Annotated in this window: 22 protein-coding genes; 5 read left to right on the forward strand and 17 right to left on the reverse strand. The window is 63.8% G+C overall.

All coding sequences use genetic code 11. The annotated features are described in order from the left end of the window. Positions 1 to 24 precede the first annotated feature (24 nt). Positions 25 to 654 (reverse strand): uracil phosphoribosyltransferase, encoded by a 630-nt coding sequence (upp, locus tag ASH01S_RS09190; protein ID WP_067926931.1) that lies wholly within the window; start codon positions 652 to 654, stop codon positions 25 to 27. 168 nt (positions 655 to 822) lie between these two features. Here upp and ASH01S_RS09195 point away from each other — a divergent pair, with 168 nt between their 5' ends. Beyond that, positions 823 to 2184, forward strand: a complete 1362-nt coding sequence (locus ASH01S_RS09195) for an MFS transporter (RefSeq protein ID WP_067926846.1) — start codon at positions 823 to 825, stop codon at positions 2182 to 2184. Between the two features lie 185 nt (positions 2185 to 2369). On the opposite strand, the gene ASH01S_RS09200 is transcribed toward ASH01S_RS09195, so the two are convergent. The 4 genes from ASH01S_RS09200 to ASH01S_RS09215 form a co-directional block, all read right to left on the reverse strand. Continuing rightward, positions 2370 to 2951 carry a TIGR01440 family protein gene (locus ASH01S_RS09200; RefSeq protein ID WP_067926933.1) on the reverse strand — a complete coding sequence of 194 codons (582 nt, stop codon included), beginning with the start codon at positions 2949 to 2951 and terminating at the stop codon, positions 2370 to 2372. Positions 2952 to 3108: 157 nt separating this feature from the next. Next, positions 3109 to 3561: a ribose 5-phosphate isomerase B gene (gene rpiB, locus ASH01S_RS09205; protein WP_067926849.1), complete on the reverse strand. Its 453-nt coding sequence runs from the start codon at positions 3559 to 3561 to the stop codon at positions 3109 to 3111. After that, complete coding sequence (locus ASH01S_RS09210; RefSeq protein ID WP_067926855.1) at positions 3539 to 4045, reverse strand: low molecular weight protein arginine phosphatase; 507 nt, start codon at positions 4043 to 4045, stop codon at positions 3539 to 3541. The genes rpiB and ASH01S_RS09210 overlap by 23 nt, the downstream gene beginning before the upstream one ends. 137 nt (positions 4046 to 4182) lie before the next feature. After that, the gene (locus tag ASH01S_RS09215) at positions 4183 to 4740 is read right to left on the reverse strand and encodes a manganese efflux pump MntP (RefSeq protein WP_245629010.1); all 558 of its coding nucleotides are present in this window, start codon (positions 4738 to 4740) and stop codon (positions 4183 to 4185) included. A 165-nt stretch (positions 4741 to 4905) separates the two neighbouring features. On the opposite strand from ASH01S_RS09215, the gene ASH01S_RS09220 reads away from it, so the two are divergent. After that, positions 4906 to 6540, forward strand: coding sequence for a GDSL-type esterase/lipase family protein (locus ASH01S_RS09220; RefSeq protein WP_067926859.1), 1635 nt, complete (start codon positions 4906 to 4908; stop codon positions 6538 to 6540). A gap of 12 nt (positions 6541 to 6552) precedes the next feature. Here the strand turns inward: ASH01S_RS09220 and ASH01S_RS09225 are convergent, their stop codons facing one another. From ASH01S_RS09225 to ASH01S_RS09250, 6 genes are all read right to left on the reverse strand, one after another. Next, on the reverse strand, positions 6553 to 7731 hold the full coding sequence (locus ASH01S_RS09225; RefSeq protein ID WP_083516986.1) for an L-threonylcarbamoyladenylate synthase: 1179 nt from the start codon (positions 7729 to 7731) through the stop codon (positions 6553 to 6555). A 12-nt stretch (positions 7732 to 7743) separates the two neighbouring features. Then, positions 7744 to 8439, reverse strand: a complete 696-nt coding sequence (spoIIR, locus tag ASH01S_RS09230; protein WP_067926862.1) for a stage II sporulation protein R — start codon at positions 8437 to 8439, stop codon at positions 7744 to 7746. Between the two features lie 138 nt (positions 8440 to 8577). Further along, a complete protein-coding gene (prmC, locus tag ASH01S_RS09235) occupies positions 8578 to 9543 on the reverse strand; it encodes a peptide chain release factor N(5)-glutamine methyltransferase (protein ID WP_067926865.1) in 966 nt (321 codons plus the stop codon). Beyond that, positions 9540 to 10610: a peptide chain release factor 1 gene (prfA, locus tag ASH01S_RS09240; protein ID WP_067926867.1), complete on the reverse strand. Its 1071-nt coding sequence runs from the start codon at positions 10608 to 10610 to the stop codon at positions 9540 to 9542. The genes prmC and prfA overlap by 4 nt, the downstream gene beginning before the upstream one ends. A 200-nt stretch (positions 10611 to 10810) precedes the next feature. Then, positions 10811 to 11026 (reverse strand): 50S ribosomal protein L31, encoded by a 216-nt coding sequence (gene rpmE, locus ASH01S_RS09245; protein ID WP_067926870.1) that lies wholly within the window; start codon positions 11024 to 11026, stop codon positions 10811 to 10813. Positions 11027 to 11185: 159 nt separating this feature from the next. Then, entirely contained in the window at positions 11186 to 11743 is a 558-nt protein-coding gene (locus tag ASH01S_RS09250) for a Uma2 family endonuclease (protein ID WP_067926873.1), read from the reverse strand. Between the two features lie 309 nt (positions 11744 to 12052). Here ASH01S_RS09250 and ASH01S_RS09255 point away from each other — a divergent pair, with 309 nt between their 5' ends. Further along, positions 12053 to 12622 carry an FAD-dependent oxidoreductase gene (locus ASH01S_RS09255; protein ID WP_067926875.1) on the forward strand — a complete coding sequence of 190 codons (570 nt, stop codon included), beginning with the start codon at positions 12053 to 12055 and terminating at the stop codon, positions 12620 to 12622. A gap of 312 nt (positions 12623 to 12934) precedes the next feature. Further along, positions 12935 to 13123, forward strand: a complete 189-nt coding sequence (locus ASH01S_RS09260) for a hypothetical protein (RefSeq protein WP_067926878.1) — start codon at positions 12935 to 12937, stop codon at positions 13121 to 13123. Positions 13124 to 13435: 312 nt separating this feature from the next. Here ASH01S_RS09260 and rho read toward each other — a convergent pair whose 3' ends face one another. Together rho and glpX are read right to left on the reverse strand one after the other, a co-directional pair. Further along, on the reverse strand, positions 13436 to 14689 hold the full coding sequence (rho, locus tag ASH01S_RS09265; RefSeq protein ID WP_067926881.1) for a transcription termination factor Rho: 1254 nt from the start codon (positions 14687 to 14689) through the stop codon (positions 13436 to 13438). 182 nt (positions 14690 to 14871) lie between these two features. Further along, positions 14872 to 15846: a class II fructose-bisphosphatase gene (gene glpX / locus ASH01S_RS09270; RefSeq protein ID WP_067926882.1), complete on the reverse strand. Its 975-nt coding sequence runs from the start codon at positions 15844 to 15846 to the stop codon at positions 14872 to 14874. A gap of 208 nt (positions 15847 to 16054) precedes the next feature. On the opposite strand from glpX, the gene ASH01S_RS09275 reads away from it, so the two are divergent. Further along, positions 16055 to 17227, forward strand: coding sequence for an aminotransferase A (locus ASH01S_RS09275; protein WP_067926885.1), 1173 nt, complete (start codon positions 16055 to 16057; stop codon positions 17225 to 17227). A gap of 153 nt (positions 17228 to 17380) precedes the next feature. Here ASH01S_RS09275 and ASH01S_RS09280 read toward each other — a convergent pair whose 3' ends face one another. The 4 genes from ASH01S_RS09280 to ASH01S_RS09295 all read right to left on the reverse strand — a co-directional run bounded on the left by ASH01S_RS09280 (position 17381) and on the right by ASH01S_RS09295 (position 20669). Further along, complete coding sequence (locus ASH01S_RS09280) at positions 17381 to 18508, reverse strand: N-acetyldiaminopimelate deacetylase (RefSeq protein WP_067926887.1); 1128 nt, start codon at positions 18506 to 18508, stop codon at positions 17381 to 17383. A gap of 16 nt (positions 18509 to 18524) precedes the next feature. Beyond that, on the reverse strand, positions 18525 to 19235 hold the full coding sequence (dapD, locus tag ASH01S_RS09285; RefSeq protein ID WP_067926892.1) for a 2,3,4,5-tetrahydropyridine-2,6-dicarboxylate N-acetyltransferase: 711 nt from the start codon (positions 19233 to 19235) through the stop codon (positions 18525 to 18527). Positions 19236 to 19370: 135 nt separating this feature from the next. Then, positions 19371 to 20018, reverse strand: a complete 648-nt coding sequence (fsa, locus tag ASH01S_RS09290) for a fructose-6-phosphate aldolase (RefSeq protein ID WP_067926898.1) — start codon at positions 20016 to 20018, stop codon at positions 19371 to 19373. Between the two features lie 273 nt (positions 20019 to 20291). Further along, complete coding sequence (locus ASH01S_RS09295; protein WP_067926901.1) at positions 20292 to 20669, reverse strand: response regulator; 378 nt, start codon at positions 20667 to 20669, stop codon at positions 20292 to 20294. Positions 20670 to 21004: the final 335 nt, after the last annotated feature.

Raw genomic sequence — 21004 nt, forward strand, 5'->3', positions numbered from 1 at the left:
ACCAACGCTTTCTCCATGGCCACCTCAGCGCGTCCCAAACAATCGGTCCCCGGCGTCTCCCAGTCCGGGCACGATGTATCCATGATCATTGAGCCCCTCGTCCACCGCCGCGCAGTAGATGTCCACATCCGCGTGCGCCGCCTGCACCCGCTCTATCCCTTGCGGCGCCGCCACCAGGCACATCAGCTTGACCGAGGCGGCCCCGCGGCTCTTGACCGCCGCGATGGCGGCCGCGGCCGATCCACCCGTGGCCAGCATCGGATCGACCACAATGACGTCCCGCTCCTCAAGATGGGCGGGGAGTTTGCAGTAGTACTCGACCGGCTGCAGCGACTCGGGATCGCGGTAGAGCCCGACGTGGCCCACCTTGGCGTTCGGAATCATGTTGAGGATGCCGTCCACCATCCCCAACCCGGCGCGCAGGACCGGCACCAGCGCCAGGGTCTTGCCGGCAATCACGCGGCTCGTTGCCGTGGCCACCGGCGTTTCCACCGACGTTTCCACCAGCGGCAGGTCACGCGTGATTTCGTAGGCCATGAACATGGCCACTTCCTGAACCAATGCCCGAAACTCTTTGGTGCCCGTATCCCGGTTGCGAATATACGTCAATTTGTGCTGGATCAGTGGGTGATCCAGAACGTGCACCTGTCCCAACAACACACGCTCCTCTTTTTCAACAACACGCGGCAGGAACCGGCGGCTGCCGTAGCGAACATGGCAGCTTAATGACATTATACCAAACCCCACCGCCTGGCATGGTAATTCCAGTCGGTGTTGCGGGCAGACTGTAGGCAGCGATGTGGCAGAGCTGGAGGGAAGAGCGTGCGAATAAAGTCCAGGTTTTCACTTTCGCGCTGGCTCGAGCCGGAGTTGTTGCAGCCGTTTCTGTTCGGCGTGTTGTTGTCGCTGACATTGTCCGAATTCGTCCGCGGAGCGCTCGTGTATTCTGTCCTGCCAACCTACGGCAGCACGGTTTTAGGGTTTGAGGTGGAGTGGGTGACCCTCGCCCTCTCGGTTCACTATTTTGTCGACAACATCCTGCGCTCGCCGATAGGGTGGCTGGTGGACCGACTGGGGCCACGCCCGATGTTGCTCGCCGGCTTCGCCCTCGCCGCCGTGTCGATGTACGGCATGATGCAGGCCGGAAGCGTCGGCCTGCTGCTCGCCACGGCCGCGCTGTTCGGACTCGGCGTGACGCCGGTCTGGCCATCCGCTGTGGCGGCCATCGGCATCTCTAGCCCGGAGCAAAAGCGCGGCACGTTCATGAGCTACATGTACATATTCTGGCTGACGGGAGCGGGGCTGGGTCCGGTGCTCATCAACTTCGTCGTCGAACAGAGCTACCGCATCGCCTTTTGGTTGATGGTGATGGCCGAGTGCGCCGCCTTCGCGGTGATTTGGCTGTTGGTCCGCCGCCCGCCCGGCGCCGCCCCGGCCCCCTACAGGGCGGAGACAGAATCAAAATCGGCGCTCTCGCGAGCGGGCCTGAAGGACCTCTGGCGCAATGTGCGCGACGTCTCCTTCCTGTTTCCTGGCATGTTTGCCCAGACCTTCGCCGTCTCCACGCTGGTGCCCATCCTCTCCCTGTACGCCCGCGTCGTTCTTCACCTCGGCGCTGGCATGTACAGCGGCTTGCTGATCTTCGGGGGCGCCTTCGCCGTGCTGCTGATGATTCCCGGCGGGCGTGTGGTGGACCGGTTTGGGTCTCGCTGGTTTTTGGTGGCGGCCTTCGCCATCTGCGCCGCCTGCCTGCTGATCTATCCGTTTTACCACCGCATCTTCGCGACCTTCATCATGGTCGGCGTCGTCGGCGTCTGCTACGCGTTCATCTTGCCGGCCTGGAATTCGGTGCTCGACCACTCCATAGACCCGGACAAAAAAGCGACGGTGTGGGGCGTGTTCATGACGATTGAGGGCATGGGATCGGCGCTGGGGCCGTACGTGGGCGGACTGTTGTGGGATGGTTTTGGCCCCAACGCCCCCTTTTGGTTCTGCGGTGTCATCATCGTGCTGATAGCAGGGCTGTACGCGGTGCTGCCGATTGAGCACGCGGCCCGGGTACGGCGGCGGGCAGCCGCTGCCGCCACGGTCGATGCGGCCGCGGCCCGCTTCCCGGCGGCGCCGGAGGGTAAGCGCCCAGGCGCCCGGCCGTTCCCGAGCCAGCGCCAAGGCCCTTTGCATTGATCCGTTTTCAAGGAAATTTTGAGGTTCCCGTCGTATCGTCAGCAGCGAGGGATGTAATTCCCGGTGTGCTGCCGGAACCCAACCCCACGGAGCACACCCGCTTCAACCCCCATGTCCCCTGCCCTCGGCAGGGACTTTTTTATCCACAAAACCGACTCGCGGCGCGGGTGCACAAGCAGCCGGCCCTACAGGGGGTCCAGGCCCAGACGCCTGCGCGCCTCCGCAGAATCGTAGACGGCCCGAGCGCCGCCTATCAGGGGCGGCCGTGTGCGCGCCATGGTGACGTGAGCTCGCCCCACCTGCGGCCGTCTCGGCCGCACGGGTACGGCCACGGGCTTTAAGTGCATGCCGATGAGCGTGTCGCCGATGTCGATGCCGGCCTCTGCTTCGACGGCCGCGACCAGACAGGCGTCCTCCATCTGCGCGAAGGCTACGGCCGCCACCGCCCCGCCGGCGCCGGGCACGGGGATGGCGCTGACCTCGCGATAGCCGCGCCGCTGCGCGACCGAACGAGGCAGGACGAGGGCACGGTTGAGGTGCTCGCAGCACTGGAAGGCGACCGCGCAGCCGATGCCCTTGGCCCTGTCCAACACCGTATCCACCAGGGCGCGGCCCACCGTCAGCGAAGTGGCGGTGCCGATGCGCCGCCCCATCACCTCGCTGGTCGAGGCGCCAACGACCAAAAGCCCTTCGGGACCAAGGGCCGCCGCTTGGAACAGCTCTTCCAGACACAGGGAGAGGTCGCGCCGGACCGCGTCCAGGTCCAGAGCAGCGTCGGACGTCTCTCCCCCGCTGGGCGACGGTTCCGTGCAGGCGCGTTTCGCCGTCGGTGCGGCGTACGGATCGGCCACAGGCGGCAAGACGCCTTCATCTCCCATGGGTTTGTCCCTTAACGGCTGCAAATCGGCCACCGGCGACCCCCCCTCAACACCCGCCGTGGGTGCGCTCGATCCCGGTCATCTTATCCACGCGGCGGGCGTGCCGACCACCGTCGAAGTCGGTCGTCAAGAAAACCCGCATGACCTCCGCCGCCAAGCCCGGGCCGACGACGCGCTCCCCCATTGTCAGTACATTGGCGTCGTTGTGCCGACGGGCCATCTCCGCGGAGAACGTGTCATGCGCGGTGACCGCTCGAATCCCATCCACCTTGTTGGCGCTGATGCACATCCCCAATCCGGTGCCACATACCAGAACACCGCGATCATACTGGCCGCGGGCCACCCCGGTGGCTACCTTGAGGGCATAATCGGGGTAGTCCACCGACTGCTCGTCCACGGTGCCCAAATCGTCGTAATCCATCCCCATTTCCTCGAGCACCGGCAGCAGCGCCTGCTTCAACCGGTACCCGGCGTGATCACTGGCAATCGCAATCTTCATGTCCTGTCTCCTCGCTGTCGGCGCTCACCGGCTTGCGGTCGGGCGCCAATTTTTCCAACAAAGCCTTCAAGTGCCGTTCAATCTCTTGCGCGCAGCGGTCATAGGCCGCTTCGTCGCCACCGAACGGATCGGCCACATCGGCGCTGGGGTTGCCGGCAAACTTGGCCAGTTCATGGATTTTCTGACTGGCCTCGGGGAATCGGTGCTTCAGTTCCGCGGCGTGCTGGCTGGTCATCGCCAGAATCAGGTCCGCCCGCGCCACCAGCTCCGCGTTTACCGCCTGTGCGCGGTGCGCCGTGTCGGCCACGCCCCGACGGCGCAGCACCTGAGCCGCTTGCTCGGTCATCGGCGACCCCGCCATCGCGTACAACCCGGCCGACTCGATCACCCAATCGAGCCCCCTTTGACGAGCCGCATGTTGCAGCAGATGCGCCGCCATCGGGCTGCGGCACGTGTTGCCTGTACAGACGAAAACGATGTGCACGGCCGTTCCTCCCTCCTGCAAGCCAAAACGCCTATCTCCAGTATACTGTGCGCATTTCTGCAGGCAATCCGCAAGCAGGCCGGGTCGCGCCGGGCGCGGGTCGACGTGGCCCTCCCAGCGCGTCACTTCCGCACGCATCAATGGATGAATGTGTGCAGTCCAAAGCCGATGAGAATGGCGGCGCCGAGCAATTGGCCGTACAGCCCGACCCAGTGGCTGGCGCGCTTGCCGATAAGGAGGCCCAGCCCGCACATCGCGGCGCCCCACACCCCAAAACTGACGGCGGCGGTGACGCCGAAAGCGGTGGTGCGCAGCCCGAGACTGAACCCGACGGAAAGCGCGTCGAGGGAAACGGAGGCGGCAAAGACGGTGACCGCCGTGAGCGAACTGCCGAGGAGCGGATCGGCGTGTGATTTGAACAGGGTGGCGTAGACCATGTGCATACCCAGCGCAATCAGGACTAAGGCGGCAAACCATTTGGCGACATCGCCCATCAGGCCTTGCAGGACCATGCCCGCCAAGAGGCCGAAGACGGTGAACATGACGTGATAGATGCCGATGGATAGCATCAACAGGACCGCGGTATCCCGCTTCAGCCCCTGCAGGCCAAGGCCCAGCGCCAGCGAGAACGCGTCCATGCCGAGCGCCAGCGACATGACGAAAATTTCCATCAGGTCGTGGATGTGATTGGCCACCGCCATCCCCCTCTTCAAGACCCTACAGATTGTATGCGCCTGTCCAGCTGGACATGATAAGAGGGCCTGTCCGGAAATGGCGTTTTGACGAGGCTTCGCCGCACCCGTAGAATGAAGACACCACATGTCGAGACGGGCGAGACACTCGGGAGAGGGGTGTGGAGAATGCGGCTCGGTCGACAGACGCCGCGCGGCAGACAATCCATGCGCTCGCCGGGGGGAGACGCGGCACTCCGCGGCCCGGGCAAGGCCTGGCTGGGCTGGATGCGCGCCGGCTGCGCCGTGTTGGCGGCTGGCCTCGTCTTTGCCGCCTGCACGGTCAGCACCGTCCCCATTCCCCATCAGTCGGCCTCCGCCAAGCCGAAGACCTTGGTGGCCCTGGGAGATTCCATCACCTTCGGCTGGCGGCTGCCCGGCGCCACCAGCGGCCACCCGTCCCCCGATGCGTTCCCGTACGCGGTGGGGCGGCGGCTGGGCTACCGTGTCGAGGACCTGGCCGTCCCCGGCGCCACCTCGCAGGACCTGCTGCGGCAGCTGAACAGCGCCAAGCTGAAGACGGCTTTGCGGCAGGCCAACGTGGTCCTCATCGATATCGGCAGTAACGACCTCTTGCACACAGCGAACAACGTGCTCACCAACGCCCTGTCAGGCCGGCGGCTGCCTGGAGGCAGTGATGCCGCCCAGTTTTCCGCAGCACTGTCCGCCTACGCGCGGACCCTGCCGCAGATTGTGGCGCGCGTGCAGGCGCAGACCGACGCGCCGATTGTCCTCATCGACCTGTACGATCCGTTCCCCGACGGCACCATTCTGCACGACATTGCGGAGCCGCTGTTGGCCGCCGGCAACCAGACGGTGCTCCACACGGCCGCGCAGACCCACTGCCTGGTCGCCAGCGCCTATGAGCAATTTAACCACCGGCAGGCCCAGTACGTGCGCCTGCAGGAAGACGACGTGCACCCCAGTGTGCGCGGGCAAAAGGCGCTGGCGGACGCGGTGCTGACCACCCTCGACAGCCCGCTCTGGCACCAGCCGATGTACTACGCGCTCGCCCCCAAGGGCGCAATTGTCCGCTCCCAGTCCGTCATGGGCTCCAACGGCATCTCCTGGCTGCACGGAGATCAGGCCGATTTGGTCATTGGCAAATCGGGATCGTGGTTGGAAGTGGTGACGCCCGAGGGGCAAACAGGCTTTGTGGAACAAAAGTCGGTGCGGCTGCTGCTCCGGCCGTGGAACAACGATTCGTTCGCGACGTTTCGCACGCCTGTCACGCCCGTCCGCCTGCAGGTTGAACACGGCCGTGGAGGAGTCAGGGAAGTCGCCGGGTTCGCCTGGTCGGGCTGGATCTACGCGCCGTTGTCTGATCTGGCCCGAGCGGCCGGAGAAACGGTGACCTGGGATGAGGCCAACCGGGAAGCGGATGTGACGACGCCGGAGGTCGCGGCCTGGGACCTGAGCCAGGACGCGGCCCAGGCGAAAGCCGCTGCGGCAGGAGCTATCGCCGTCGGCATCCCCGGCGCGGCGGAAAGCAAGCCGGCGGCCGCCAAGCCCCGTCTCATCCTGCCCAGCTCTCATGCCTACACGGCCGAACAGCGGACGGTGACGGTGCGCACGCGCGGCATCCTGGTCAAGATTGACGGCGAGGACACCAACCTGCGCGCTCAACCCCTGGTCATCGGCGGGCGCATTTATGTGCCGGCCCCCGCCTTTTGGCAGGCGCTCGGACTGCCCCTGAGCGGGGCCACGACGCCTCCCGCCGAGCCGGCGGTGGTGCCGTCGTACATCCAACCCTTCCCAGGCTGAACCAGCGCGCCATCAGACCTTGTGGACACGGCCCTCGGCCGCCTTTTGCAGCCGGTTCATGACGGCCGCGCCGACGCCCTCTGGAGCGACACCCTGGACGAGGATGTAGTCCACCTGATGGCGGTCAAACTCGCGCAGCAGCCGGTACAGGTGGTGAGCCAAGGCTGTGTCGTACCGCTCGCCGACGCGGGGCGACCAGGCCTTGCAGCGGCCCGCAAACGGGCGCTCCGAGATGACCGCCAGGCGCTTGCCCGGGTGGGCGTCGATAAACTCCATCATCGCCACCAGCACCTTGGCACCGTCCCCCCACCACACGTGTACCTGGGCGTCCGGGGCGTAGTGGCGGTACTTCATGCCGGGAGACGGCACCTTGTCCCCTTCGGCCTCGGCGCCGCGCAGGTGCGGGGCAAATTCCACCGGGATTCCGAGCGTCGCCTGCAGCTGCTCCCGCGTGACGCCGCCAGGGCGATAGATGACCGCCTTGTCCTCCGTCACGCGCACCACGGTGGACTCGATACCCAGACGGCAGGCCCCGCCGTCCACCACGCCGTCGATGTCATCGCCCAAATCCTCCATCACGTCCGCCGCCAGGGTCGGCGAGGGGCGACCCGACTTGTTAGCGCTGGGCGCAGCCACCGGACACCCGGCGCGGCGAATCAGCTCCAGCGCCACCGGATGGTTAGGCATGCGCACGCCAACCGTGTCCGTCCCTGGGTGCACCGCCTCGGCCACGCGCTCCGACGCCGGCAGAATCAGGGTCAGCGGCCCCGGCCAAAACGCTTCCATCGCGCGCCGAACCGGAGCCGGCAGCGTCTCGGGGGCAGCGACGACATCCCCCAATTGGGCTACATCCGCAATGTGGACAATCAACGGGTTGTCCGCCGGCCGGCCTTTGACCGCAAAAATCCGCTCCACGGCCGACTGCAGCGTCGCGTTGGCGCCCAGGCCGTACACCGTCTCCGTCGGAAAGGCGACCAGACCGCCGTCTTTGAGCACCTGCGCCGCCTCCTTCAGGGCGCCGACGGCCGATCCGTCCGTAGCTTCGCTTTGGGAGAGTTTGCTCGCATCGTCCCCCGCGTATGTATCCTCTGCAGGAATCGAAGTGGGACCGTCCCCAGACGGACTCGTGGCGGTCTCGCGCGGGACCGCCTGCGCATCGCCGTCCAGATGGACCTGCCACACCTTGGCCATGATGATGCCTCCTCAGTTCAACTGCGAAAACCAGTGCTGGACGGCCCGCCACACTTCTTCGCCGTAGTCCACGGAAGCCAGCCGCACGGCCACCTTCGTCTGCCCGCCGTCCGTGTTCGGGATCTCCATCGTCTCCAGCGGCGGCAAGTCCGGGAAACCGCCGGTGTTGGGGACGGCGTCCCCGTCTGCGATATCGACGAAGCACAGCGGCGGAAACAGCACGCACCACCAGTTTGCCCCGGCGCCTCGCCCGATGGTGACACGCAGGGCCTCATACACGCCAGCCGGGTACACCTGGTTGCCGTAGACCTTGGTGGGAAACGGAACACGCCCCATGTCTGCTTTCACATGGTACCGAAATCCGTGCGCTTCCACAACGTGGGCCGCCAGCGCCTGAACCTGCGGCAGGTGCTGGCGCAGGATGGACTTTGCCTGTTGCTCGTTCTTAGCCGGTTCCAGCCACTTGGCCACCTGCACCACGACCGCGTCGCGCACCTCACGCTTGAGCGCTTGATCCGCTGGGCTGTCGCTGTTGGCGAGAATGCGCAGCCGCAGCGCCGCGTGCGGGATTGGCTTAGCGTGCGGGGTGGCCAGCGCCATCTCCGCCCATTCTCCGTCGTCCCGGGCGTGGGGTTGAGTCAGCATCCTGCCCGCCGCCACCAATGCCGCCACCACCGCCAGAAACACCAACAAGCGCCGCGCACGCATCCGGCATCCCCCGTTCCTATCATGTCTAGCACCAGTGTGCCCAGACATTGATAGGTTTAAACAGGGAACCGGTCACACAGTCCAAACGGATCGCCATGGAGCCGCAATCCCAGCCCCGGCGTGGCGGGCGGCTGAGTGTCAGCGCGGCGAAATCGAGGACGCCGCTTCGCCGCCGCGCTCGCCCACCACCACGCGCAGGATGTTGCGCAGATCCGGCACAGCATCAAACCGCCAGCCGGTCCACAGGCGTCCTTCGTCGCGCTGGAACAGGTCGATGACCGCGCCCGCCTGCCCGCTGCCGACTTCGAGCCACAAGGCCGCGGGACCCGGCGCAAACGCGATGCGTGCGTCTTTGGCCAGGCGCCGGTAAAAGTCGAGCCCGTCCCTGCCGCCGTCCAGGGCCAGGCGCGGTTCATACCGGCGCACTTCCTCGTCCAGCTGGTCCACTTCAAGGGTCGGGACGTAGGGCGGATTGCTGGCGATGGCATTCCAGCGGCCCGTCTGCGCCCGCAGGAAGGCCGGCGCGTCCGCATGATGCCACTGCACACGGGCGCCGAGACGGTGGGCGTTCATCCTGCAGATACGAAGCGCGGCCTCGGAGATGTCGACGCCGTGGACCTCCACCTGTGGGCATTCGAGGGCCAACGTAATGGCGATGGCACCGCTTCCGGCACCGATGTCGAGGACGCGCGCGCCCGGGTGGCGGCGCAGCCAGCGAATGGCGCAGGCTACCAGCACCTCCGTCTCCGGACGCGGAATCAGGCACCCTGGCTCGACGGCAAAACTGCGCCCGTAAAACCAGGCCTCGCCCAGGATGTATTGCAGCGGCCGGCCGCTTTGCCTCTGCGCCACCGTGTCGGCAAACCGGCCCCACACGCCCTCCGGCAGCCGGTCCCGCAGGCGGACCAAGAGTTCCGTGCGGCTCCATCCGGCCGCCGCCAGCAGCAGCTGTTCCGCCTCGCACCGGGCCACGGCCGCTGCCTCCGCCGCGTCCGCGTGTTTGCCCGGAAAGGCTCGGGCCAAGCAAAAAGAGGCCCAGGCGAGGGCCTCCTGCACCGTCGCGGGCTGCGCACCGTTCATGGGTCCCGCTGGACAATCCGTCATGCTTCCGCCGCCTCCAGCATCTGCGTCCGCTCCGCCACAATGAGGGCCTGGATGATTTCGTCCAGGTCCCCGTCCAAGACCGCCTCCAGACGGTGCAGCGTCAGGCCGACCCGGTGGTCGGTGACGCGGCTCTGGGGAAAGTTGTACGTGCGAATGCGCTCGCTGCGGTCGCCCGTGCCCACCTGGCTGCGCCGGTTGGCGGCCAGTTCGGCCTGCTGCTCCTGCTGATACTTCTCGTACAGCCGGGCCCGCAGAACACGCATCGCCTTGTCGCGGTTTTTCAGCTGCGACTTCTCATCCTGGCAGGAGACGACGATGCCGGTCGGAAGGTGGGTGATGCGCACCGCGGACTGGGTGGTGTTGACGCTTTGCCCGCCCGGCCCGGTGGAGCAGAAGGTGTCGATGCGCAGGTCCTTCTCGTGGATCTCGACCTGGATGTCCTCCACTTCCGGCAAGACGGCCACCGTGGCCGTGGAGGTGTGGATGCGGCCGCCCGATTCGGTCACGGGCACACGCTGCACCCGGTGGGTGCCGCTCTCAAACTTGAGCCGGCTGTAGGCGCCGCGGCCCTGGACGGACAGGGTCACTTCCTTAAGGCCGCCGATGTCCGTGTAGTGCGCATCAAGGACCTCGGTTTTCCAGCCGCATCGCTCCGCGTAACGGGTGTACATGCGCAGCAGATCGCCCGCGAACAATGCCGCCTCCTCGCCGCCGGCGGCGGCGCGGATCTCGAGGAAGACGTTCTTGTCGTCGTTCGGATCCTTGGGCAGAAGCAAAATCTGCAGCTCCTGCTGCAGCCGCTCCAACTGGGCGGTGTGCTGCTCAATTTCCTCGTTGACGAACGCGCGCATCTCGTCGTCCAGGCGCTCATTCAGCATGTCCTTGGCCGCCTCCAGCTCCGCCTGCTCGCGTTGGTACGCCTGGTACGTCTCCACCGTCTCGCGCAAGTCGGCCTGCTCCTTGGAATACTGCCGCAGCTTGTCGGCGTCCTGGATCACGTCCGGGCTGCAAAGCAAGGCGCTTAACTGCTCATAGCGCTTGACCATCGCGTCCAGTCGGTCAAACACGGTGAACACCCCCTCTCCGCTCGCGGCAGCCACTCTCACACCCCGAAGGCGGCGCGGCCTGACGATGTGACTGCCCCGCTTCTTGCGCACGTGTTTCCATACGTACGCAAAGACACAGACGCCCGAAGAAGCGGGCGTTCTCCGGGCAACGTCGATAAGGGAGCGGTGCGACCGCTCCCCAAAAAGCCTGCCGAAGCAGGCTATTGTTCTTCTTTTTGGTTGAGACCATACTTGCGGTTGAAGCGCTCAACGCGTCCGCCGGAATCGACAAACTTCTGTTTGCCCGTGAAAAACGGGTGACAGTTCGAGCAGATTTCAACGCGCAGGTTCTCCTTCACGGAACCCGTCTCGAAAGAGTTCCCGCACGCACAGGTCACCGTCGTGATATGATAATCCGGATGGATACCTGTCTTCATTCCGTACTCACCTCTTTCGTTCCTGACACACTAACGGTCAGTATATCACGCCGAGGCGAGTTTGTCACGAGTTCGCGATCACACAGGCGAGATGGCCTTGGAAAAATCACGTTGAAAGGGAGAAATATTCTACAGTCTTGTTTGCATGTACTCCCATTATCAAGCGAATATCGTACTTACGTCGATGAGCAAATCCGCAAACATCGTGGGGCTCAATGTGTCACCGGGTTTGCACTCGGCCGTCCAACGCAACGTTGAGCCGTCATGTAAATACACGTTGATAATGTTTTCGTCGGGCTCAACAATCCAGTATTCACGCACATTCATCCGCTGGTACAGATTCAGCTTGCGAATCGTATCATTGGCGGCCGTGGAAGGAGAAAGAATTTCGACGACCAGAACGGGAATGCCTACGATTCGCCGCTCGCGCCCGTACTCTCCGCACATCACAAACAAGTCCGGCTGTACCACGTGCGGAGTTTTCATGCTCTCCTCAAAACAGAGGTCCATCGGAGCAATGAACGCTTGACATTCTTTGCCTCGCAAATACAGACCAAACTCCGTGGCTAGCTGCAGAGCAATTTGTTGATGCACCGGTGTCGGACTCGCCATCATGTACGGTACGCCATCGACCAGTTCCCATCGCTCCGGCCCATCCCACGTCAGGTAATCCTCATAGGTGTAGTGAACAGAGCGGTCCTTTGCTGGCTTCGCCATCCTGCTCATCCTTCCGTGCGGTGGTCTTCTGAGCATTAGTATACCGTGGATGTTTCCCAGTGGGCCATCCGGTAAGAACGGGCGCTCAGTACGCTGCGCTCGCTCCACATCGATGGGTATCCAGTCTCGCGGCGATGCTCTCTGGTCACTCACGCGTCCCGCTTCCCCGCCAAGGCGACGATGTATTCCTGGACTACACGCGAGCGGTGACGCCGACGTTAGACCTGTCTAAACCTTGAAGGCGTTCTGGAAAACGGCGTAAAGTTTCTTCAGAATAGAAGACATCCGGGAAGAGAGGAGTAGATGAGAATGTACGATATCGCCATCATCGGCGCTGGTCCAGCGGGCGCCAGCGCCGCAATTTTCGCCGCCCGGGCGGGCAAGAAGACACTGGTCTTCGACAGCAATCAAAGCGTGACCCGCAGGGCCTGGGTGGAGAACCACTACGGAATCGACCGCATCACCGGTCCCGACTTGGTGGATCAGGGCAAGCAGCAGGCCCGCCGCTTCGGGGCCACCATCGTTGAGGCCAAGGTGACCGGCATGGAACGGCTCTCGGAGGGGTTTGCCCTGACCACCGAAGACGGACGCTTTGAGGCCAGGCATGTCCTGTTTGCGACCGGCTTGTGGACCGACCTGGCCGAGGAGGTGGGCTTGGAGACCAAACCTGCTACGGAGCCACGCATCAAGACGGTGATTGTCGTGGACCAAGATGGTCGGACAAACATCCCCGGCATCTGGGCCGCCGGCACCGTCGCCGGCACCAGCGTGCACACCATCATCACCTCCGGAGACGGCGCCCGCGTCGCGGTCAACATCATCAGCGAACTCAACGGCGAGCGCTGGGTGGACCACGACGTGCTCAAACCGTCCACTTGATGCGCGTCCTCGGCGGCGCCCGGGGGCGGTTTCATCCCGCGACGGACACCGCCATAACGCCATGACGGGTGGAGAAACTTCTCATCTGCAAAGCTCAGCAAAGCGCGGATAACCGGCCGACCTTGGCCGGTTATCGCATCTCTTCGTGGACTCAGAGACGCACCGCCTTCATACACCATTTCCTCCTTTCCCTGCTTGCGACCGATTCGCCAAGACAAAAGAGATTTCTCCTGAATTTCATTGATATAGGAAATAAATCGCTATATGCTCAATTTGTATTAAACTTCTATCTGAGGGGAAGGGGTAATCAAAATGCACAAATGGACTCGTGTGTTGCTCGGCGCTGTCGTCTGTGTGATGTTTGGCGGAATGACCGCGTTCGCCACCCCACAGCCAACCGGGGAGCTAAAATGGCCACAAGGACTCGCCACCCACTCGCCGCAACCCGCCGGAGACCTGGAGGAGCCCGAGTGGCTGAACACGCCGGCCCTGCCACAGTGAGACCATAGGTCCTGCAGGCCCGATTCGCATACCGGACTCACATACCGAGATGGACAGCCCGCCGCAGGGAGCGCCTTCCCTGGGCGGGCTGCAAGAGTATGCAGGTGACGAAATCCCACATCGTCCCGCTCACCAGCCACCCGCGAGCCGATGGCCGGACGCATCCTAACCTCGGGGTACCACGGCATATTGCGGTTGCAGGCGTATGCGACTCCACACGACCGTTTGAACCGATCGCCGCCACAAGCTTCTGCGGTGATTTCGTCTTACAATCAGGTTGTCCACTATGGAGGATACATGAAGGGGCGGCCCTCAGGCCCTTTTCTCTTTACGCAGTTCCAAACTCGCAAGAAACTCCGCGTTTGTCTTATAGTGCTTGAACTTGCGGATAAACATCTCGGTGAAGTCCTGGTTGTCCCCCATCGACTTGCGGATGGCCCACACCTTCTCCAACTCCTCGCGGCTCTGCAGGAGCTCTTCCCGGCGAGTGCCCGAACGACGAATGTCGATGGCCGGGAACACACGTTTTTCCGCCAACCTGCGTTCCAGATGCAACTCCATGTTGCCCGTTCCCTTGAACTCCTCGTAAATCACGTCATCCATTCGCGATCCGGTTTCCACCAAGGCGGTGGCCAGGATGGTGAGACTCCCACCTTCTTCGACGTTGCGGGCGGAACCGAAAAATCGCTTCGGGCGATGGAACGCAGCCGGATCGATACCTCCGGACAACGTGCGGCCGCTCGGTGGCACCACCAGGTTGTAGGCGCGCGCCAGACGCGTAATGCTGTCCAGGAGGATGACGACATCCCGCTTGTGTTCCACCAAACGCAGAGCCCGCTCCAGCACCAGCTCCGCCACTTTGATGTGGTTCTCCGGCACCTCGTCGAACGTGGACGCAATCACTTCACCTTTGACCGAGCGCTGCATATCGGTTACTTCTTCGGGACGCTCGTCAATCAACAAAATCAAAAGTTCGCTCTCCGGATGATTGGCCGCTATGCTGTTAGCGATTTCCTTGAGCAGAACCGTCTTTCCAGCCTTGGGCGGCGCCACAATCAGTCCGCGCTGTCCGAACCCGATGGGGGTGAACAGGTCAATGATGCGAGTGGCGATTCGGTCCGGCGCTGTTTCAAGGATCATCCGTCGCTGAGGAAACAGTGGAGTGAGAGCGGGGAAGTGAAGTCGTTCGGCAGCCTGCTCGGGGCTCACCTGATTGACAGCTTCCACGTGCAGGAGCCCGAAGTACCGTTCGCTTTCCTTCGGCGGTCTCACCTTCCCAGAGACCAAATCTCCGGTGCGCAAGTCAAACCTTCGAATCTGGGACGCGGCCACGTAGATGTCTTCCGCGCTTGGCAGGTATCCGACCGGCCTCAGGAACCCGTAGCCGTCTGGCATGATTTCCAGGATGCCCTCTGCAAACATCAATCCGTCTTTTTCGGCCTGGGCCTTCAAAATCGCAAAGATGAGTTCGCGCTTTTTCATCGACCCGTAATACGGGATTTGGAACTCTCGCGCGAGTTGGTAGAGTTCTGTCAACTTTTTCGATTCAAGGTCGCGTATGTCCAATAGGCGTCCCCCACATTCAGCAATCCGCTCGGAGTGCGGACCCACGGCCCGATCCGGCTGCCTGCAGCATCACAAAATGGCACAAAACAAGGGCACCCTGCCTCCTGCGTCGAGCCTTCTGCATTATATCATGTTTACCCGCACAATTGGATCCTATGCTGCAGCGCGGCAGAATGATTCCACTAAACGGCCTGGCCCGCCTGCACAGGCTTTCGGTTCAGGTCGTGAATCGCCTCCACCAACCGGACCGTCCCGGTCTGGGCGCGCATCACCAGGGAATGCGTGCGCGCCCTCCCGTTACCCAAGAAGCGGACGCCCCGCAGCAGTTCCCCGTCCGTGACGCCGGTCGCGGCGAAGATGGCGTCGTCCCCCCGCACCAAGTCCTGCATCGTCAGCACTCGACTGGCGTCGGAGATGCCCATCCGCTGCAGACGCCGCAGCTGCGCCTCGTCCTCCGGCACAAGCCGCGCCTGCATCTCCCCGCCGAGGCACTTAAGCGCGCACGCCGCCAGCACCCCTTCCGGGGCTCCACCGGTTCCAAACAGGATGTCGACGCCAGTATCCGGGAACGCGGTGTTCAGGGCGGCCGCGACGTCCCCATCGCTGATCAGCTTGATGCGCGCCCCGGCCTCCCGCACATCCTGGATCAACTTCCGGTGGCGAGGCCTGTCCAGAATCACCGCCACCACGTCGCCGATGTCCTTGCCCTGCGCCCTGGCCACGGCGCGCAGGTTGTCCGCCACGGGCGCGTCCAGGTCAATCTGCCCCTTGGCGCGTGGTCCCACGGCAATTTTCTGCATGTACATGTCCGGGGCGTGCAAAAGCGTGCCGCGCGGGGCCACCGCGACCACCGCCATGGCGTTCCACAGGCCTTTGGCGAGAATGTTCGTGCCCTCGAGCGGATCGACCGCGACATCCAATTCAGGCGTCTGGGCGCAGCCCAGCTGTTCCCCGATGTACAGCATCGGCGCCTCGTCCATCTCCCCTTCGCCGATGACCACCGTGCCGCGCATCTGCACGGTGTCGAACATCGCCCGCATGGCCGATGTCGCCGCGCCGTCCGCCTCCATCTTGCGTCCGGTGCCCATCCAGCGGGCGGAGGCCAACGCCGCCATCTCGGTCACCCGCACAATCTCCAGCGCCAGTTCGCGTTCCATGCGCATCCGTCTCCCATTCTGGATCGAATTATACGGACCTTTTGCAAGCCGCGCTCCTATATAGTACAACATAATCTTCGATTTGTGACATATTTTTTTTGGGAGGAGCGCCGCTTCTGGCAACACGGACACCGCCATCGCCAAAAGGAGTTTCGCGAGCCCTGCCGTAAATAGATTTAGGATAGATGAGACAAGAGGGGATGCCGCCTTGACACAGACCAAAGAGCACCTTATCAACCCGCGCGTGCGGGACATCCAGATCTCCGGGATCCGCCGCTTCTTTGACCGCATGCGCGAATTCCCGGACGCCATCTCGCTGACCATAGGGCAGCCGGACTTCCCGACGCCCGCCCACGTCAGCGAGGCGGCAAAGCGGGCGATAGATGCCGGCCGCACGACCTACACGCCCAACGCCGGAATTCCCGAACTTCGTCGCGCCGCAGCCGCGTTCTTTGCCGCGCGGTACGGCCTGCACTACAACCCAGACACAGAGATGATTGTCACCCTCGGTGCTACGCAGGCGATTGACATCGCCCTGCGCACCATCCTGGATGCGGACAGCGAGGTCGTCCTGCCCGGCCCCGTCTACCCCGGGTACGATCCGCTGGTACGCCTGTGCGGTGCCCGGCCGGTGTACGTCGACACCCGCGACACCGGATTCAAGCTCGCCCCCGATAGGCTGGCGGCGGCGCTCACCCCGCGCACGCGGTGTGTGATTCTGCCCTATCCGTCCAACCCCACCGGCGCCGTCCTCAGCCGCGGCGAATTGGCGGCCATCGCCCAGGTCCTGGAAGGTCGCGACCTGTTCATCCTGGCCGACGAGATTTACTCCGAGCTGATCTACGACGGGGAGCACCACTCCATCGCCGGTTTCCCCAGCCTGCGCGAACAAACGGTGGTCATCAACGGCCTCTCCAAGTCACACGCGATGACCGGTTGGCGCATCGGCTTCACATTGGCACCTGCCTACCTGACGCGGGAGATGCTCAAGGTCCACCAGTACAACGTCTCCTGCGCCTCCAGTGTCAGCCAATACGCCGCGCTGGAAGCCCTGCAACACGGGGCGGACGACGCCCGGCCGATGCGCGAGACCTACGCCAGGCGCCGAGACTACGCCTACCAGCGGCTGATAGATATGGGGTTTGAGGTGGTGCGTCCAGGCGGCGCGTTCTATCTCTTCCCGTCGATCCGCCCGTTCTCGCTGTCCTCGTGGGAGTTCGCAGACCGGCTGCTGACGGAGGCAGGAGTGGCGGTGGTCCCGGGCCACGCGTTTTCCGAGTTCGGGGAAGGCTATGTGCGGATTTCCTACGCCTGTGATGACGCGGTCTTGGCCGAGGCGTTGGACCGGATGGAGCGTTTTGTGGCCCGGCTGCGGCCGTGAGGCAAGCACGCACAGCGGCGCGCGGGGAAAACAGGCTGCCGCGGCGGGCAGGGCGCCAAACGCACCGCCGGGCACGTGAGGCACTCGTACCCAGCCGCGCAGCCGGCGACGGCGCGAAGGAAACGGCTGGCGGGCGGCGTGGATGCGCCGACGCTACGGCTGACCGGCCCGATGGCGCAGGTACTCGCTGACCACGCGAATGCCCACCGCAATCGCGTCTTCGGACGGATCCATCCGGGCATGGTGCAGGCCGTAGGGCGAGTCCACGCCGAGCCAGAACAAAAAACCCGGGATTTCCTCCAGAAAGTAACCGAAGTCCTCGCCGGTCATCGCCGCGTCGCACTCCACCGTCTGCACCAGCTGCGACTGCGCGGCCCAGTCGAGGAACGCGCGGGTCAGGCGCGCGTCGTTGTCCACCTGCCGGTAATTGGCGCCGTAGTCGATGTCGGCGTGGCAATTGAAGCTCTGCTCAATGCCGCGCACGCACGCTTCGATACGGGATTTCACGACTTTCATCGTCTCCGCCGACAGGGTGCGGATGGTGCCTTCAAGGCGGGCGTGATCAGCGATAATGTTTTGCTTGCTGCCGCCGTGGATGCAACCGACGGTGATGACCGCCGCATCAAGGGGATTGACGTTGCGGGCCACAATCGTCTGCAGTTGAGTCACCAGGTGGCAAGCCGCCACCACCATGTCGTTCGCCCGATGGGGAAAGGCCGCGTGCCCGCCGGTGCCGTGGAGATCGATGAACAGCTCGGAGGTGTTGGCGAACAAAATCCCTGGCCGCGTCGCGATGGTGCCCACCGGATACTCGGGTGCCACGTGCAGGGCGACGATTTCGTCCGGGCGCCACGCTCGAAATTCGGCACTTTCCAGCATCGGGCGGGCGCCACCAGGTCCCTCCTCGGCCGGCTGAAAGACGACCAACAGGTCATCCGCCAGAGGCTCGGCGGCCGCAGCGGCGAGCACCCCCAGGGCAATCGTCATGTGCACGTCGTGCCCGCAGGCGTGCATGTACCCCTCATGCTGAGAACGGAAGGAATGACCGGTCTCCTCGACCACCGGCAGCCCGTCCATATCGGCGCGATAGGCGAGCGTGCGGCGCGGGGAGCGCCCGCGCACCCGCACCAAGACGCCGGTGCGCCAGGTTTTGACCTCCAGGTGCTCCTGCGGCAGGGAGCGGATGACCTCCAGGAGCAAGGCCTGGGTGCGCTGCTCGGCGAACCCAGGCTCTGGGATCTGATGCAGACGGCGGCGGATCTGGATGAAATCCATGTGCATCGCTCCTGTGCGGGGATTAGAGCTGGCGCAGTTCCTGCTTGATTTCAATCTTGGCGGGGTCGGTGTCGCCGATGCTCTTAATGACCCGCGCCGGTACCCCAGCCACCACGACCCCGGGCGGCACGTCCTCCGTCACGATGGCGCCGGCCGCCACCACGGAGCCGCGGCCAACGGTGACACCCTCCAGGATGACCGCATTGGCGCCAATCAGCACGTTGTCCTCTACCACCACCGGCTTGGCGGACGGCGGCTCAATCACGCCGGCGACGACGGCGCCCGCGCCGATGTGGCAGTTGGCGCCAATCAGGCCGCGCCCCCCGATGACCGCGTTCATGTCCACCATCGTTCCCGGGCCAATAACCGCCCCGATGTTGATGACCGCGCCCATCATGATGACCGCGTTGTCGCCAATTTCGACCTGGTCGCGGATGATGGCGCCCGGTTCAATGCGCGCCCGGATGTTTTTCAGATCCAACAGTGGGATGGCGGAGTTGCGCCTGTCCGATTCGACGACAAAATCCTCAATCCGCTCGGCCTCCGCCGTAAGCACCGGCTCGATGTCCTTCCATTCTCCGAACACCACGCCCACCGAGGCGCCCAAAAACGCACGCACGCCTGGGCCGAACTGAAGACCGGCCAGGTCCCCCTTCAGGTACACCTTGACGGGCGTCTTCTTCTCGCTGCTGCGGATAAACTCTATCAACTGATTGGCGTCCACCCGGTCCACCTCCTATGTATGCAAAAGCAGCGGCGAACCCCTGGGCCGGCCGCTGCCCTGTGCCCCAGCCGGCGGCGTGTCGACATCCAGACCCGCCTGCCGGTGCGCCCGGGGCCATGCTTGCAAGCCCTGCTGCGTCAGGGCTCACTTCTTCTGAACTTTGCTCCAGTCCGCCAGGAAGCGCTCGATGCCCTGGTCGGTCAACGGGTGCTTAATCATCCGGTCGATGACCGCGTACGGGCAGGTGGCGATGTGCGCCCCCGCCTTGGCCGCCTCGGTCACGTGCATCGGGTGGCGGATGCTGGCGGCGATGATCTCCGTCTCGATGTCGTGCAGGTCAAAGATGGTGCTGATGTCGGAGATCAGTTCGACGCCGTTGAAACTGATGTCGTCCAGACGGCCGATGAACGGGCTGACAAACGTCGCACCGGCGCGGGCGGCCAGCAGCGCCTGGTTGGCGCTGAAGACCAGCGTCACGTTGGTCTTGATTCCGCGCTTGGTGAACCGGTTGACCGCCTTGAGCCCCTCCGCCGTCAGCGGTACCTTGATCACGATGTTCGGGTGAATTTCAGCCAGCGGCAGGCCTTCCTCCACCATCCCGTCGGCGTCTAGGCTGACCACCTCGGCGCTGATGGGGCCGTCCACAATCTGTACAATCTCTTTCAGCACTTCGATAAAGTCCCGACCCTCTTTGGCCACCAGACTCGGGTTGGTGGTAACACCGCTCAGGATACCCATCTCCGCCGCATTGCGGATTTCCGCCACATTCGCTGTATCGATGAAGATCTTCATGCACACGTCACCTCACTCAAGAGTCCGCACCTATCATATCATGTCTTGGTGCGACAGGGAAAAACCCCGGAGGAATGGGTGTGGCCAAGCGGCGTCGCCAAAGCCCGCTTCGCCCCGCCGGATCGACAAGACGTATTCTCTGCAACCCGAGATTGGACATGCTTGACCCCCATGTTGCGGATTTTCCTATGCCGGCGTGCTCCCCCGGTGTTGACCCCAGGGGCACCGTGGCCTGGGGCGGTTATGTATGCGTGGCGTTGCCGATCACGCAAATTACGATGAATGGTCCTCCTCTTCCAGGTACGCGCGCACCACCTGCCGCAGCTCCTCAATATCGAACGGCTTGGTAAAGTGCGCAAGCGCTCCCATTTCCATCGCTTCCTGAATCAGGTCGAGCTCCCCGTACGCGGTCATCATCACGACCTTGCTGGGAATCTCCAGTTTGCACAGGTTGCGCAGGATTTCGAGGCCGTCCATTCCCGGAATCTTCATGTCCAACAGGATCAGGTCAGGCGACTCCGTCCTTGCAAGTTCCAACGCCGTCGGTCCATTGTGCGCGAGTAACGTCTGGTAGCCTTCCTTGCTGAGTACCTCTTGCAGCAACACGCGGATGCCGAACTGGTCATCCACAATCAGGATTTTCTTGCCCAATGAAACCCACCCTTTGGCGGGCGCTGCACGGCCAGAGAACCCGGATGGGGCTGTCCTGACCTGCGGGCGCCCTCGTCGATGTGATGCGGAGCCCCCAATCCTTTCTCAGGACAGTCGGTATCTCCAACATTTCGAGATGAGGGGCAGAAAATCCTCCCAAACGCGGCCGCTGGCGGGCTGAAACCGGTGAAAATTGCGCACCCACTGGCGGGCCTCGGCGGGGACGCCGGCGGATTGACATCAGGGCCCATCCGGTCATCAGGGCCCGTCCGGCCCTTAGGGTCCATGCCGATGCAAAGGCGCTACAACCGGCCGTACCGGTGAGAGTGGCGCCA

It is taken from the genome of Alicyclobacillus shizuokensis NBRC 103103, from assembly GCF_001552255.1.
In the GTDB taxonomy this organism is placed as follows: Bacteria; Bacillota; Bacilli; order Alicyclobacillales; family Alicyclobacillaceae; genus Alicyclobacillus_G; species Alicyclobacillus_G shizuokensis.

What these genes read in the sequence shown, in the direction of transcription:
- ASH01S_RS09225 (WP_083516986.1), bottom strand. Translation starts at nt 7,731, where the DNA reads ATGGCCAAGGTGTGGCAGGTCCATCTGGACGGCGATGCGCAGGCGGTC.
- fsa (WP_067926898.1), bottom strand. Translation starts at nt 20,018, where the DNA reads ATGAAGATCTTCATCGATACAGCGAATGTGGCGGAAATCCGCAATGCG.
- ASH01S_RS09220 (WP_067926859.1), top strand. Translation starts at nt 4,906, where the DNA reads ATGCGGCTCGGTCGACAGACGCCGCGCGGCAGACAATCCATGCGCTCG.
- ASH01S_RS09260 (WP_067926878.1), top strand. Translation starts at nt 12,935, where the DNA reads ATGCACAAATGGACTCGTGTGTTGCTCGGCGCTGTCGTCTGTGTGATG.
- rpiB (WP_067926849.1), bottom strand. Translation starts at nt 3,561, where the DNA reads ATGAAGATTGCGATTGCCAGTGATCACGCCGGGTACCGGTTGAAGCAG.
- spoIIR (WP_067926862.1), bottom strand. Translation starts at nt 8,439, where the DNA reads ATGCGTGCGCGGCGCTTGTTGGTGTTTCTGGCGGTGGTGGCGGCATTG.
- rpmE (WP_067926870.1), bottom strand. Translation starts at nt 11,026, where the DNA reads ATGAAGACAGGTATCCATCCGGATTATCATATCACGACGGTGACCTGT.
- ASH01S_RS09280 (WP_067926887.1), bottom strand. Translation starts at nt 18,508, where the DNA reads ATGCACATGGATTTCATCCAGATCCGCCGCCGTCTGCATCAGATCCCA.
- ASH01S_RS09255 (WP_067926875.1), top strand. Translation starts at nt 12,053, where the DNA reads ATGTACGATATCGCCATCATCGGCGCTGGTCCAGCGGGCGCCAGCGCC.
- ASH01S_RS09250 (WP_067926873.1), bottom strand. Translation starts at nt 11,743, where the DNA reads ATGGCGAAGCCAGCAAAGGACCGCTCTGTTCACTACACCTATGAGGAT.
- prmC (WP_067926865.1), bottom strand. Translation starts at nt 9,543, where the DNA reads ATGACGGATTGTCCAGCGGGACCCATGAACGGTGCGCAGCCCGCGACG.
- glpX (WP_067926882.1), bottom strand. Translation starts at nt 15,846, where the DNA reads ATGGAACGCGAACTGGCGCTGGAGATTGTGCGGGTGACCGAGATGGCG.